At 75.1% G+C, this 13,693-nt stretch carries 10 protein-coding genes; 5 read left to right on the top strand and 5 right to left on the bottom strand.

Annotated features, from left to right (window positions below):
• Window positions 1-436: 436 nt before the first annotated feature.
• From AB0B02_RS00800 to AB0B02_RS00785, 4 genes are all read left to right on the top strand, one after another.
• On the top strand, window positions 437-4,174 hold the full coding sequence (locus AB0B02_RS00800) for a nitrate- and nitrite sensing domain-containing protein (RefSeq protein ID WP_357292334.1): 3,738 nt from the start codon (window positions 437-439) through the stop codon (window positions 4,172-4,174).
• Window positions 4,171-4,575 carry a roadblock/LC7 domain-containing protein gene (locus AB0B02_RS00795; protein WP_013731521.1) on the top strand — a complete coding sequence of 135 codons (405 nt, stop codon included), beginning with the start codon at window positions 4,171-4,173 and terminating at the stop codon, window positions 4,573-4,575. The genes AB0B02_RS00800 and AB0B02_RS00795 overlap by 4 nt, the downstream gene beginning before the upstream one ends.
• A gap of 100 nt (window positions 4,576-4,675) precedes the next feature.
• Window positions 4,676-5,053, top strand: a complete 378-nt coding sequence (locus AB0B02_RS00790) for a DUF742 domain-containing protein (RefSeq protein WP_107157253.1) — start codon at window positions 4,676-4,678, stop codon at window positions 5,051-5,053.
• 1 nt (window position 5,054) lies between these two features.
• Window positions 5,055-5,648 carry an ATP/GTP-binding protein gene (locus AB0B02_RS00785; RefSeq protein ID WP_107157178.1) on the top strand — a complete coding sequence of 198 codons (594 nt, stop codon included), beginning with the start codon at window positions 5,055-5,057 and terminating at the stop codon, window positions 5,646-5,648.
• Between the two features lie 120 nt (window positions 5,649-5,768).
• On the opposite strand, the gene AB0B02_RS00780 is transcribed toward AB0B02_RS00785, so the two are convergent.
• The 3 genes from AB0B02_RS00780 to AB0B02_RS00770 all read right to left on the bottom strand — a co-directional run bounded on the left by AB0B02_RS00780 (window position 5,769) and on the right by AB0B02_RS00770 (window position 10,579).
• Window positions 5,769-6,989, bottom strand: a complete 1,221-nt coding sequence (locus AB0B02_RS00780) for an ABC transporter substrate-binding protein (RefSeq protein WP_357292303.1) — start codon at window positions 6,987-6,989, stop codon at window positions 5,769-5,771.
• A 124-nt stretch (window positions 6,990-7,113) separates the two neighbouring features.
• Window positions 7,114-9,540: a transposase gene (locus AB0B02_RS00775; protein WP_281942952.1), complete on the bottom strand. Its 2,427-nt coding sequence runs from the start codon at window positions 9,538-9,540 to the stop codon at window positions 7,114-7,116.
• A gap of 40 nt (window positions 9,541-9,580) precedes the next feature.
• Window positions 9,581-10,579 (bottom strand): DNA primase, encoded by a 999-nt coding sequence (locus AB0B02_RS00770; protein ID WP_357292295.1) that lies wholly within the window; start codon window positions 10,577-10,579, stop codon window positions 9,581-9,583.
• A 116-nt stretch (window positions 10,580-10,695) separates the two neighbouring features.
• On the opposite strand from AB0B02_RS00770, the gene AB0B02_RS00765 reads away from it, so the two are divergent.
• Window positions 10,696-11,037 (top strand): helix-turn-helix transcriptional regulator, encoded by a 342-nt coding sequence (locus tag AB0B02_RS00765; RefSeq protein WP_281942948.1) that lies wholly within the window; start codon window positions 10,696-10,698, stop codon window positions 11,035-11,037.
• 104 nt (window positions 11,038-11,141) lie between these two features.
• On the opposite strand, the gene AB0B02_RS00760 is transcribed toward AB0B02_RS00765, so the two are convergent.
• Both AB0B02_RS00760 and cydC read right to left on the bottom strand, forming a co-directional pair.
• A complete protein-coding gene (locus tag AB0B02_RS00760) occupies window positions 11,142-11,825 on the bottom strand; it encodes a permease prefix domain 1-containing protein (RefSeq protein WP_281942946.1) in 684 nt (227 codons plus the stop codon).
• 59 nt (window positions 11,826-11,884) lie between these two features.
• Window positions 11,885-13,669 (bottom strand): thiol reductant ABC exporter subunit CydC, encoded by a 1,785-nt coding sequence (gene cydC, locus AB0B02_RS00755; RefSeq protein ID WP_357295711.1) that lies wholly within the window; start codon window positions 13,667-13,669, stop codon window positions 11,885-11,887.
• Window positions 13,670-13,693 lie beyond the last annotated feature (24 nt).

Raw genomic sequence — 13,693 nt, 5'->3', positions numbered from 1 at the left:
AAACCGGCACTTCGGCCTTGCCCTCCCGGGCCAATCGGGCAATTGTTTCCACCGCCGTGTCCGCATCCCAGGACAGCGGGGACTCCCAGTCGACCTGTCCGTTCCGGCGCGGACACGTAGGGTCATCGCCGTCCTTGTAGAAGTCGTCCAGACAGAGCACGGGAAGTCCGGTTCGATGCGCTATATACGACTTTCCAGAGCCGGAGGGCCCGGCGAGGAGGACGACGCGGTGCGGGTGATCCATTACCTTCAGTGACTCCGGACAGACGGATTGCTATCAAATTGCATCAACATCTCATCACACCTCCGGTGAGGGACAACCTGGGCTTTCTCTTTGCGGGGCGGCGTGATGGAATCTCGGAGGTCCGACCCGCCGGGTCGGACGCTCGGCGTTGCCCGCAGGTGACGCCGGACGCGGTTTTGCGAGGGCGGTGACGTGAGCAAACGGCCAACGACGGCGGGCTCCTTCCTGTCGCGCCTGCGCCGGCCGGCGAGCCGGCTGCGCGACATGCCGATCTGGTCCAAGCTCGGTCTGATCATGATCGTGCCGACCATCGCCACGGTCGTGGTGGGCACCAGCGGTCTGGTCGACCACCTGGAGACGCTCAACAGTGCCAACCGGGCCGGCGACCTGGCCAGCCTGATCGGCTACTCGGGTGAACTGGCCGACACGATGCAGGACGAGCGGGTCGGCTCGGTGCTCTTCCTCGGTGCGAAGGAAGTCCAGACCCGGGCGCAGTACCAGGAGGCCTACAACCGGGCCAACCAGCGGGTGGACCAGGCCAAGGGCCCCTACCTGCGGCAGCGCGGTGAGATCGACGACCTGCCCCGCAACTTCCAGGTCCGGCTGAACGAGATCGACGACCAGCTCAAGGACCTGCCCGCGACCCGTAGCCAGGTGCTGAACGGCAAGCTCAAGATCGACGAGGCGGAGAAGGCGTACGAGCGCCTGATCAACGACCTGCTGTCGATCCGCGACTCGGGCACCCAGCTCGCCGGTGACAACGACCTCAGCGACCGGATGCGCGCCGCCGGCGCGGTGGCCCGGCAGAAGGAATACCTGGCCCAGCGCCGGGTGGTCGTGCACCAGGCGCTCACCCAGGGGCAGTACAGTCCCGCGCTGCGCGAGCAGTTCATCGCCAGCGGCACCGCCCAGGCCCAGGCGCTCGCCACCTTCCGCTCCGTCGCCACCCCGGCCGACTCCGAGTTCTTCGACCAGACCGTCGAGGGTCCCGACCTACGCAAGGCGGACAATCTCACCGGCTTCATGTCGGCGAACAACAGCGGCTCGATGAAGAACGCGCCGTTCGGGCCGGACCAGTGGGACCAGGCCATGGTCGGCAACGCCAAGCTGCTCCGGACCGTCGAGTCCCGCCTCGACAGCAACGTGGTCGAGCAGGCCGACGAGCTGCGCTCGGACACCCAGCGCCAGGTGTTCCTGGAGACCGGCCTGCTGCTCACCATGCTGCTGCTGGCCATCCTCTTCGCCTACCTGGTCGCCCGCTCGATGGCCCGCTCGCTGCGCGACCTGCGTCAGGGCGCCCTCTCGGTGGCCCAGTACGGCCTGCCGCAGGCGGTGGCCCGGCTGCGCGACCCGCAGGTGACCGGCCAGCTCTCCCCGGTGCAGCTGGCCAACCAGATCGCCGAGCCGCTGCCGGTCCGCAGCAAGGACGAGTTCGGCCAGGTGACCGAGGCGTTCAACGCGGTCCACCTGGAGGCGGTCCGGACCGCGGCCGAGCAGGCCGCCCTGCGCGCGTCCGTCGCGACCATGTTCGTCAACCTGGCCCGCCGCTCGCAGATCCTGGTCGACCGGCTGATCGGTCACCTCGACCGGCTGGAGCGCGGCGAGGAGGACCCGGACCGGCTGGCCGAGCTGTTCCAGCTCGACCACCTGGCCACCCGGATGCGCCGCAACGACGAGAACCTGCTGGTGCTCGCCGGCGCGGACTCCACCCGTGTGCAGCGCGAGCCGGCTGCCCTGATCGACGTGCTCCGCGCCGCCCAGTCCGAGGTCGAGCACTACACCCGCATCGAGTTCGGCGTGATCGACCGGGACATCGAGGTCGCCGCGCACGCGGTCAACGACCTGGTGCACCTGGTCGCCGAGCTGTTCGACAACGCCACCGCGTTCTCGCCGCCGGACTCGCACGTGATGGTGGAGGCCCGCCGGGTCGGCGACCGCGCCTCCCTCTACGTCGAGGACCGAGGCATCGGCATCAGCGCCGAGCAGCTCCACGACCTGAACGAGCGGCTGGCCACGCCCCCGCAGGTGGACGTGGCCGTCTCCCGGATGATGGGCCTGGTCGTGGTGGCCCGGCTCGCCGCCCGGCACGGCGTCAAGGTCGAGCTGCGGCCCGCCAGCGACCGGGGCACCGTCGCCGACGTCACGCTGCCCACCACCGTCCTGGTGCCGCGCGCCCTCGCCGGCCGGGGCGGGCCGGCAGCCGCCCTGCCCGCCGCCGGTCCGCAGCAGCCCGGCCCGGCGCCCGCCTTCGGCCAGTTCGGTCAGCCGGGCGGCCCGACGCCGGCCTTCGGGCAGTCGGGTGGTCCGGCGCCGGCCTTCGGCGCGCTGGCCGCGCTCGGCAACGGCCCGCACACCCCGCCGCCCGCGCCGCACCCCGGCACCTCCGGCAACCAGGTCACGCTCGGTGGGCGGTCCTTCGACCCGGCGCACCGCAACGGCGCCGGCACGCCGGCCAACGGCGGCCGTGCCATGCCGGCGTGGTCCGACCTGACCGGCGCCAACGCGAGCGCCGGCGACGGTTACCCGCCCCGGTCGTCCAACGGCCAGCCGATCGACCCGCTGCCCCAGCGTCGCACCCCGGGTGAGGGCGACCCGGCCACCAGCGGCCAGCAGCCGGTGATCCCACGGCAGTTGCCCAGCAGCCCCGAGGCGCGGCCGTACTCGCCGCCGCCGGTGTCCGCCCCGCCGGTCCCGCCGGTGTCCGCCCCGCCGCTGCCGCCGGTCTCCGGCGCCCCGGTCTCGGGCCACCCCTTCCCGGGCCGTCCGGTCTCGGCCGCGCCGGTCTCCGGCCACCCGGTCTCCGGTGACCCGTACTCGGGGCGTCCGGTCTCCGGTGACCCGTACTCGGGCCGTCCGGTGTCGGGTGACCCGTACCCCGGGCGTCCGGTGTCGGCGACGCCGGTCTCCGGCCACCCGCTCCCGACCCGGCCGGTGTCGGCCGTGCCGGTCTCCGGCCAGCCGGTCGGCGGAAACCCGGTGCCCGCGTCGCCGGCCGACCAGTTGCCGGCGCGTCCGGCGCCCGCGCCGCACGTGGGCGCGCCGCCGGTCTGGCCGCCGGTCGCCCCGGCCACGCCCGCACCGGCTCCCGCGGTGCCGGAACGGCTCTCCGCCGGGCTCGACATGACCACCGAGCTGCCGCGGGTGCCGCGGTCGGAGACGCCGTCGGCCGCCGCTCAGCAGCCGGCCGTCCAGCAGCCGGTCGCCCAGCCGTCGGGGCCCGCGCCGCGGCCGGCCACGCCGCAGCCGCAGCAGGCCGGCAACCGTCAGCGGTACGCGGACGAGACGATGGAGCTGCCGATCTTCCGGGAGCTGGAGTCCGCGTGGTTCCGCACCCGCCGGCCGGGGCCGAACGACGAGGCGCCGGCCCAGGCCGCGCCGGCGAACGTCGCCACGACCCAGCAGTTCGCCAAGGTGGACACCGCCGGGCGGCCGGTGCCGCAGCCGACATCCGCAACGACAGGTAACACACCGATGGCACCGACCCCGACAGCCGGCGGAGCGCCCCGTGACGACCGGCCGGCGAACGGCAACGGCCGTCCCGCGTACGCCGGTGGGTTGCCCAGCCGGCAGCCGGCGGCGCCGCAGCCGTCGTCGCCCTGGCAGACCGCGGCCGACGACGGCTGGCGTGCCGCCTCGGCGGCCACCGAGGTGCCGGTGGCGGAAACCACCCGGAAGGGTCTGCCCAAGCGGACGCCGATGGCGCAGCTCGTGCCGGGCAGCATCGACAAGCCGGCGCCGGCGGCCCAGCGGCGGACGCCGGAGGCCGTCCGAGGTCTCCTCTCGGCCTACCATCGGGGCGTGCAGCGGGGGCGTAACCACCCGACCGACAGCAACACGACCGGCCCGGAGGGCACTCCGGGACGGCAGCAGTCCTCGCAGTCTGGCTCAGGCCCGGTGGCCGGGAGCGGGCAGAAGGAGCAACAAGGATGACTAGTACGCAGGATCTCGGATGGCTGCTCGCCAACTTCGCCGACCGGGTGCCCGGCGTGGCGCACGCGGTCGCGGTCTCGGCCGACGGCCTGCTTCTCGCCTCGTCCCGTGACCTCCCGCGGGACCGCGCCGACCAGCTCGCGGCGATCGCCTCCGGCCTGGTCAGCCTGACCCAGGGCGCGGCGCGATGCTTCGAGGGCGGGGCGGTGCTGCAGACAGTGGTCGAGATGGACAACGGCTTCCTGTTCCTGATGTCCATCTCCGACGGCTCGTCGTTCGCGGTGCTCGCCGCGCGCAGCTGCGATGTGGGCCAGGTCGGGTACGAGATGGCCCTGCTCGTCGACCGGGTGGGCGACGCCCTGACCCCACAGCCGCGTACGGCTGTGGGGATGATGGGCTGAATGACGCGCTGGCCGGTGGGTCAGGAGCGGAAAGAACAAGGAAAGCGACGGATGCCACCGGGGCGAGCCGGTGCCGGGTGCGAGGGAGGTGAGCGGCGACATGGCGGATCGTGACGAGCCGACCGGAGCGTTGGTCCGGCCGTACGCCGTAACCCGTGGTCGTACCCGTCCCCGGCTCGACATCGCCCTGGAGGCACTCGTCGAGACGACGGTGCGCGGCCGAGCGATGGCCACCGGCAACGGGGGCCAAGGCCGTGAACACCAGTACATAGCCGCGTTGTGTGACGGACGCGTGCAGTCGCTTGCCGAGATCGCGGCGCGGATGCAGCTTCCGCTCGGCGTGGCCCGGGTGCTCATCGCCGACATGGCGACGGATGGCCTGGTCGCAGTCCACGAGCCGACCATTCTGGACGACTCCGACGACGCGGTGGGCACTGAATTGCTGGAGAGGGTGCTGAGTGGACTTCGCAGGCTCTGACATGTCGCACCGGCCGCCGGCCCCGAGCGGGCGCGTGACGTCGGCGAAGATCGTTATCGCCGGTGGTTTCGGCGTCGGCAAGACGACGCTGGTCGGCTCGGTCTCGGAGATCACGCCGCTGACCACGGAGGCGATCATGACCTCCGCCGGCGTGGGCGTCGACGACACCCGGCAGGTGCCGGGCAAGACGACGACCACGGTGGCGATGGACTTCGGTCGTATCTCGATCGACCGTGACCTGATCCTGTACCTCTTCGGTACGCCGGGTCAGACGCGGTTCTGGTTCATGTGGGACGAGTTGGTCCGGGGGGCGATCGGCGCGGTGGTGATGGTCGACACCCGTCGGCTCGCCGACTGCTTCGCCGCCATCGACTTCTTCGAGCACCGGCGGCTGCCGTACCTGGTGGCCATCAACTGCTTCGACGGCATGCAGTACCACGACCCGCAGGACGTACGGGACGCGCTGGCGATCTCCCGGGACGTGCCGGTGGTGCCCTGCGACGCCCGTAACCGGGAGTCGACGAAGCACGTGCTGATCTCGCTTGTCGAGTACGTGCTCACCATGCGGCGCTCCCGGGCCGTCGCGCCCGCCTGAGGCGATACGCGGAAGCGCCCGATGGCCCTGGGCCACCGGGCGCTTCCTGCCGTCCGGGGTCGAACGCGGTGCGCGGTCGTCCGGTGACCGGGCCGTCCCCCGACGGCCACCGGACGACGGTCAGGCGTACCGGGTCCAGCTGCCCTGGGACACCCGGTAGACGCCGAGCGAGTCGACCTCCATGCCGCCGTGCCGGTCCGCGCTGAACGCGTACCCGCCGGCGATGCCCTCGGTCATCTGGGTCTGGAGGAACGCCCGCAGCCGGCCCCGGTCGAGGCTGGTCGCCTTCCGGGCCGCCGCCGCGAGGAGCTGGAGCGCGTCCGCGGCGTACGGGGCGAAGCCGACCGAGGTGCCGTGCCGCTGGGTGTAGCGGTAGTCGAAGTCGCGCCGGGCCACCTGGGCGCCGCTGGTGGCGGTCAACGCGGAACCGCCCAGGCAGGCCGGGTGCACGGCGTACGCCCCCTCGACCGCCTTCGCGTTGGCCCCGCGCAGCGTGTCGTCCACCACCGCGCCGGCGTCGAAGAAGATCGCGCCGCGGTGACCGGCCCGACGCAGTTCCCGGGCCGCGTCACCGGAATCGGGCGCGGTGCCCCAGATGATGACGGCGTCCGGGTCGCCGGCGGTGGCGCGCTCGGCGACCGCCCGGAAGCTCCGCCCGGTCTCCGGCAGCCGCAGCGTGCGCGCCAGTTCCACGCCGCTGTTGCCGAGCGCCTCCCGCACCGCCCGTACGCCCGAGTCGCCGTGCGGACCGTCCGCGGCCAGCAGGGCCACCCGCCGGACCCGCTGCGATTCGAGCAGGTCCACCATCCGCCGGGCCACGTCGATGCCGTCCGGGGTGAGCTTGAAGCTGAACGTGCGCTCGGCGAGCGGCAGCACGATGCGGTCCCCCTGGCCGAGCGCCAGGAACGGCGTCTTGAGCTGCTGGGCGGCCGTCGCGAGCGCCGTCGCGGTCTCACCGAGGACGCCGCCGATCAGCGCGTGCGCCCCGGCGCGGGTCAGGTCGGCGGCGTGCCGGGCGGCGACCTGCGGGTCGCTGCCGTTGTCCCGGATCTCCAACCGGACCGACCGGAGCAGGTTCCCGACCGGGATTCCGGACCGGTTCAGCGACTCCGCGGTGATCTCCAGCGCCCGGCGCTGCACCACGCCGAGCGCCGCGCCGCGACCGCTCAGCTCCAGGCTGACGCCGACGACCAGGTTCTGGTCACCGGGCGCGCTGCTGCTTCCGCCCTCGTCCGGCCGTTGCCCCTGCGGCCCGCAACCGGCGAGCAGCAGGCTGCCGGCCGTGACCGCGAGGACGCCCCGACGGGTGAGCACGGTGGAGTCGAATGCCGGTGTCGCCAATGGAGTTGCCTTCCCACCCCGGCGAACAGGCGCCGCCGCTGGTCCGCCGGGTATGTTCCCGGCCGGCCGGACCCGACGTCAAATCATCCGGGTGTGGGTAGGAACACGCCGTCGGCGGCTCGGCTCAGGACCGGTAGCCCGCGGAACGGAACTCGTACTCCCGCTCGTCGTCGCGGTCGCCGGTGTCCCGGCTGAAGTCCCAGCCGCCGGCCGCCTCCCGGCCGGGGCGACCGCCGACCGCGAAGCCGCCGATCTCCTGGCCGCGCCGCCACCCCCGGAAGTAGCCGGTGGTGTTCTCGGCGAGGCTGGCCGCGTTCCGGACGATCCGTAGTGGACGCTCCTCGCGCAGCGGGGAACCCGGCACCAGGTTGGCCTGGGGGACCCGCTTGGGCAGGCCGGCCTTGGTCTCCGCGCCGATCGACGGGCGGGCCGCCTGCTCGGCGGCCTGCCAGCCGGTGTCGGCGGTGGACGTCCACTCCAGGTCGGCCTCGTCGCCATGCCCGACGAACCAGGCGGACTTGGCCTGCGCGAAGATCAGCAGGTCGCCGTCACCCTCGTCGGAGACCGGTGGCGGCCGGTGCTCCTTCGGCGCGGGACGCCGCTCCAGCGGGGCGGGCAGCTCGGCGCGGGGCGCCGGTCGACCGGCGTTGCCCCGGTCCACCAGCCGCAGCGGCGGCGTGTCCAACCCCGGGTCGGCCGGCCGCTCCGACTCGCCGCGCAGCGCCCGGTCGGCCAGCGGCGGTGGCTCCACCAGCCGCAGCATGGGCGGCTCCGGCGGCAGGTCGTCGGCGAGCCACGGCGGGGTGACGCGTCCCGGGTCGCTCGGCGCGTCCACGCTCCGCCCGTACGGGTAGGCGGGGGCCTCCCGCTCCCGGTCGGCCTGGTCGTCGCCGTTGTTGACGAGCGGCCAGTTGGCGCGGGAACCCGGCGGGGCGGGCGACGGCGCCGGCGGACGCGGGGACGGCACCGGAATGCTCAGGTCGGTGGCGCTGAACCCACCGGTCGGCGGCTCCGGGGCGGTGGTCTTGGGGCGCGGCGGGATGACGGTGCGCTGCCGCTCGGCCCGAGCCTTGTTGATCGCAGCGGTGGTCAGCGTCGGCCGGAACGGCTCGCCGGCCTCGGCCGGGGGCACCGAGCCACGCGAGGACGGGGGGATCGGCGTGATCCCGGGCGGCGGCGGGGGCGGCGCGGAGACCGGCCGGTTGGTCGGCCCGTCCACCCGCGACGGCAGGGGCGCGCCGGTGGGCTCGGGACGGCTCGGCGGCGCGGACGTCGGGCGGCCCAGCGACGCGGCCGGGGCGACGGGAGTGACCGGGGCGGGGGCGACCGGCGGCGGGGCGACCGGGGCGGGCGCCACCGGCGGCGGGCCGAGCGGGCGGGGCACGGTCGGGTTGGTCGGGCCGGAGACCGGTTCCGGGCGGCTGCGCCGGCCACCGGGGACCGGCTCGGGGCGGCTACGGCGACCCGCCGGCTCGGTGGCGTCGAGGTCCGGCTCGGGGCGGCTGCGCCGGCCGGCCTGCTCGGCGAGCGGCTCGGGCTGCGCCGGGCGGACCGGGCGCAGCCCTGCGGGCTGCGTCACGGCGAGTTCGTCGACCTGCTCGCCGCGGCGGGCGGCGGCCCGGCGACCGGTGGCCGGGATCGGCGTGGCGCGCTCGGCCAACGCGCCGACCAGCGCGTCGCAGCCGGCGTCGCAGGCGCGGACGGAGGCGACGGCCTGCCGGACCGTCTCGGCGACGGCGGCGGTGAGCGCCCGGTTGACGGTGGCCCGGCGGGGCGTCTCGGAGATGGCGACCCGGAGCGCGGTCACCGCCTCGGTGACGGTGTCGGCGTCGGCCAGGCCGTCGGCGGCCAGTTGCGCGGCGACCGCGTCGGCGGCGGCGCCGAGGTCACGGCCCCGCGCCGAGGTGCCGGTCAGCATGCTCGGCTCGGGCAGCGCGTCGAGGACCGCCAGCGCGACCGGCTCGGCGGGGTCGGGGTACGCGCGCAGCGCGGCCGGGTAGAGCTCGCGGAGCACCTCGCGCAGCGTCACCGCGGCCGAGTGTCGCCCGCTGGCCAGTGCCGCGTGGGCGGAGAGGACCTGCTTGTAGCCGGCCAGGTCACGGGGTGCCGGGAGCGTCACCGCGGAGAGCGCGCCGGCCTGGAGCGCCCGGGCCAGCCCGACCGCCCGGCGCTCGGCCGGCGGGGACTGCATCTCCTCCAGCGAGTCGTCGTCGGCGAACCGCTCGGCGAAGTCGTCGACCGAGTCGTCGTCAGCGATCGCCAACGGCCGGCCGGCGGCGCTGAGCAGCGAGGTGACGGTGTGGTCGTCGCTGTCCGCGGCGATGGCCACGCCGCTCGGCCCACCGGACCGCTCCACCAGCAGCGTGACCAGCCGGGCGTAGCCGGCGGGCTCGTCACCGATCTCACAGACGTGCAGCAGACGGCCTGCGTCGTCGACCACAGCGGACGTCAGCGTCGTTCCGGCCGAAGCCGTTCGGTCGGCCGGATCTGCCGAGGCCAGACCGCAGTACACGCGTACGAGCGCCACAGCGTCGTCCTCCTCCCGGGACACAGGTCTTGCTCTGCCAGAGACTGATGCTCCCCGCTCCGGGTCAGTCGCGCCAGTCCACGACGGCAGAGATCTTGCCGACAATGGTGCGCCAACCCAAACTTGCGGTTTGTGCCCCGATTTTCTTCAGCCGGCGACGACCCAGGAAACCACCGATCCCGCCGTTGGCGGAAGCACGCAGCGCCTCGTCCAGATCGTCCAGGCTGGAGCCGGCGGAGAGCATGTCCAGAACGGCCGGTAGCCGCAGGGCGTACGCCAGGTCACGGGCGACCTCGCCGGCCTCGATCAGCAGCGCCGGATCCCACGCGTCGTGCCCGCCGCGCAGGTTCTCCACCACCAGGTCGAGCTCGTAGGTGTCCTCGTCCAGCGGGGCCACGTCGGCCGGGTCGAGCCGTTCGGACAGTTCATTCCAGCTGTCCAGTTGAGAGAGGTCGTTGGGCGCACCGGAACGGATGAAGGTGACGAGCGACTCCGGCGTCTTGAAGAGCAGCAGCCGCCCCTTGTGGGTGAGGAAGACCGGCACCTCCTCGTCGCCCGCGGCGTCGTCGTCCTCGTCCGCCTCGTCGTCGGCGCCGGCCTCGTCGTCGCCGGGGACCGCCTCGTCGTCGGCGCCGTCGGCGTCCGCGTCGGCCTTGCCGCGGCGGCGCTTCCCGTCGGACTTCTCGTCCTCGTCGTCCTCCTCGGCGGAGAGGGCGGCGAACTCCTCGTCGAGGATCACCACCTCCTCGTCCTCCTCGGCCTCGACGACCTGGCGGCGGGCCAGGAAGGGGTCGTCCTGGTCGCGCTCGGCGACGTCGGTCGGGGTCAGCTCGCGCGCCGGCCGGTAGGCCCGCAGCGTGAAGCCGGTGCCGGCGGGCAGGGCGATCTCCACCGGGTCGATCCGCACCTCGTCCCAGAGTGCGCGGTCCGCCGCCGGGCGGTCGACCTCGACCTCGTCTGCTGCGGCCGAGGTGTCGGTGTCGTCGAGCTCGGGCTCGTCGGCGTCGGGCCGTTGGGGCGACTGGCGGGCCACGCTGACCTCCGTGTGCGTCTGGGTGCCCACCCGGCGGCGTCGCGCCGCCGAGTGACTCTGCGCACATACCCTAGTGGGCAACCGGTTCCGACCGGGAGCCGCACCCCGGTGGCGTCCCGAACGCCCGACAAGTAGGCTTTCTACGCATGAGGGCGCAGGCGCTGCACGGACACCTGGACGCACTGCTGCTGGCCGTGCTGGAACAGGGCGCGCAGCACGGCTACGCGATCATCGAGGCGTTGCGGGCCCGCAGCGGCGGCACGCTCGACCTGCCCACCGGCACCATCTATCCGGCGTTGCGCCGGCTGGAACGGGCCGGCCTGGTGGCCAGCACCTGGAGCACCGTCAACGGCCGGGAACGGCGCACCTACCAGCTCACCGACGCCGGCAGCCGGGCGCTGGCCGGGGAACGGGCCGGCTGGCGCGAGTTCAGCGCCACCGTGGGCCGCTTCCTCGGCCCGGCCGAGCCGCCCGCGACGCCCGCCTGAGCCGCCTCCCGCGACGCCCGCCTGAGCCGCCTCCCGCGACGCCCGCCTGAGCCGCCCGCGACGCCGGCCGGCACCGCCCGCCCGCGACACCGGCCTGAGCCGCCTCACCGACGGGCGAACCGTGGGCCGCGCGCGCTGAGCAGCCACCAGCGGGCCGACCGGGCCAGCGAGAACCAGGCCGCCGACGCCACCACCGCCCCGATGATCATCGGTGGCCAGGTCAGCGCCGCGTCCCACAGCCGCACCGACCAGCCGAACAGGGCACCGCCGGCGAGCGCGCCGACCAGCAGCCCACCGGTCAGCCCGAAGCCGACCGCGCGGGTCGACCGGACGAGCCCCGGCGAGTCCCGCCGGGCGGCGAGCGCGCCGAGCGCCAGCCCGGCCAGCGCCAGCCCGGCGATCGTCCCCCAGATGCCGTGTATCGACGAGGCGAGCAGCAGGTAGCCCGTCGGCGGTCGCGGGCCGGCGCTCCAGCTCGACCCGTGCCAGGTGAGGTCCCCGGCGGCGATCAGCACCGCGGCGACCGCGAGCGTGCGCAGCGCCAGCCCGCGCAGCGCGCCGGCGGCCAGCTCGGCCTGGAAGCCCGGCGCGAGCTGGCCGACGGTGCCGAACTCGGCCACCGCACGCCGCTCCGCCTCCGCCCGCGACAGACCGCCCTCCCGGTACGCCTCGACGGCGTCCTCCAGCGCGTGCCGCGCCTCGGTCAGCAGGTCGGCCTTGAGCCGGGTCGGCCCGTGCAGCCGCCCGGACAGCTCACGCAGCCGGCCCTCGACCGGTAGCTCCCACATGGTCACCAGCCTGCCACCCGGGGAACGCCGGCGCGTCCGGGAATTCCCCCATTGCGGGCTCAGGGGGCGAGCGCCAGATATCCGCGCTCGGCCGCCGCCTGGCGCAGCCACTGGTCGCGGTACCAGCCGGGGCGTGCCACCAACTCCTCGTGCCGGCCGCGCTGCACCACGCCGCCGTCCTCCAGCACCACGATCTCGTCCAGCCCGGCCAGGCCGCTGAGCCGGTGGCTGATCAGCAGCACCGAGTGCCCGGCCGGAGTGGCGGCCAGGGTGGCGGCGAGCACCGCGTCCGCCGCCGCCGGGTCGAGACCCTCGGTCGGCTCGTCCAGCACCAGCACCGGCGGGGCGGCCAGCAGCGCCCGGGCCAACGCCAACCGTTGCCGCTGCCCGCCGGAGAGCTGCCCGCCCTGCTCGCCGACCACGGTGTCCCAGCCCTCGGGCTGGTCGCGTACCCAGTCCAGCAGCCCGGCCGCCCGGGTGGCCCCGGCCAGGTCCGCGTCGCCGGCGTCCGGGCGGCCCAGCAGCAGGTTCTCCCGCACCGTGGCGTGGAAGACGTACGCCTCGGCGAGCAGGCCGCCGACGACCCGGGGGAGCTGACCGGCCGGGTGCTCCGCCACCGGTATGCCGCCGACGGTGACCCGGCCGGCGTCGGGGTGGACCGCGCCGGTGAGCACCGCGGCCAGCGTGCTCTTGCCGGCCCCGCTCGGGCCGACCACGGCCACCCGGCGGCCGGCCGGCAGGTCGAGGTCGAACCCGGCCAGCGCGGGCGCGGCACCGGCCCGGTAGCGGACCGTCACGCCCTCGAAGCGCACGTCGTGGCCGTCCGGCACCGGCACCGGCCCCGGGACGCCGGACGGGGCCGGCGCCGCGGGTTCGGTGAGCAGGTCGGCGACCCGGGCCAGGCCGGCCCGGAGCTGGGTCCGTTGCCGGGCGGCGGCGACCAGGGCGAGCGCCACCTCGACGGCGGCCAGCGTGCCCACCGCGAGCACGCCGACCAGCACTCCGCGCAGGTCGGCGCGCAGCGCCACGAGCACCACGGCGGCGGCGGTGAGGCCACCCACCAGCACGCCCGTCGCGTCCACCGCGAAGCCGACCGCGGCGAGCCGGCGTTCCAGCCGGGCCAGCCGGTCGGCCCGCCCGTTCGCGGCGGCCAGCGCGGCGTCGGCCGCCCCGAACGCGGCCAGGTCGGCGGCGCCGTGGGTGAGGTCGACCGCGTCCACCGCGAGCGCGCCCCGCAGCGGGGCCACCTCGTCGGCGGCCCGACGGGTGAGCCGGGTGGCCAGCGCGGGCAGCGCCACCCCGGCCACCAGCAGGCCGACCGCGAGCACGCCGGCGGCCGGCGGTGAGATCAGCGCGGCGCCACCGACGGCGAGCAGGCTGACCAGCGCCGCCGCCGCACCCGGCACCAGCACCCGCAGGAGCAGGTCCTGGGCCGCCTCGACGTCGGAGACCAGCCGGCTGAGCGCGTCCCCGGTGCGCCGGTCGGCGGCGTCGCGCCGGGCCGCGAGCGTGGCGAAGACCCGGGCCCGGACGTCGGTGATCATGCGGAGCACGGCGTCGTGGCCGGCGAGCCGTTCGGTGTAGCGGAACACGCCCCGGCCGACCGCGAGCGCCCGGACCGCGACGATGGCCACGGTGAGCCGGTCCAGCGGCGGCCGGCCGGCGGCGCTCATCAGCAGCCAGGTGGCGGTGGCCATCAGGGCCAACCCGGCGAACTCGGTGGCCGCGGCGAGCAGCCCGGCACCCAGCAGCCGGCCCAGGTACGGCCGGGCCAGGCGCAGCACGACCCGCTCGGCGTCACGACGGGCCGGCGCCGGCGGTTCCGGCGCGCCGGACGGCTCCACCGGGACCCCGGTCGGCCCGGCGGG

It is taken from the genome of Micromonospora sp. NPDC049240, assembly GCF_040647835.1.
Lineage (GTDB): Bacteria > Actinomycetota > Actinomycetes > Mycobacteriales > Micromonosporaceae > Micromonospora.
This window is presented reverse-complemented; position numbering and strand designations above follow the sequence as displayed.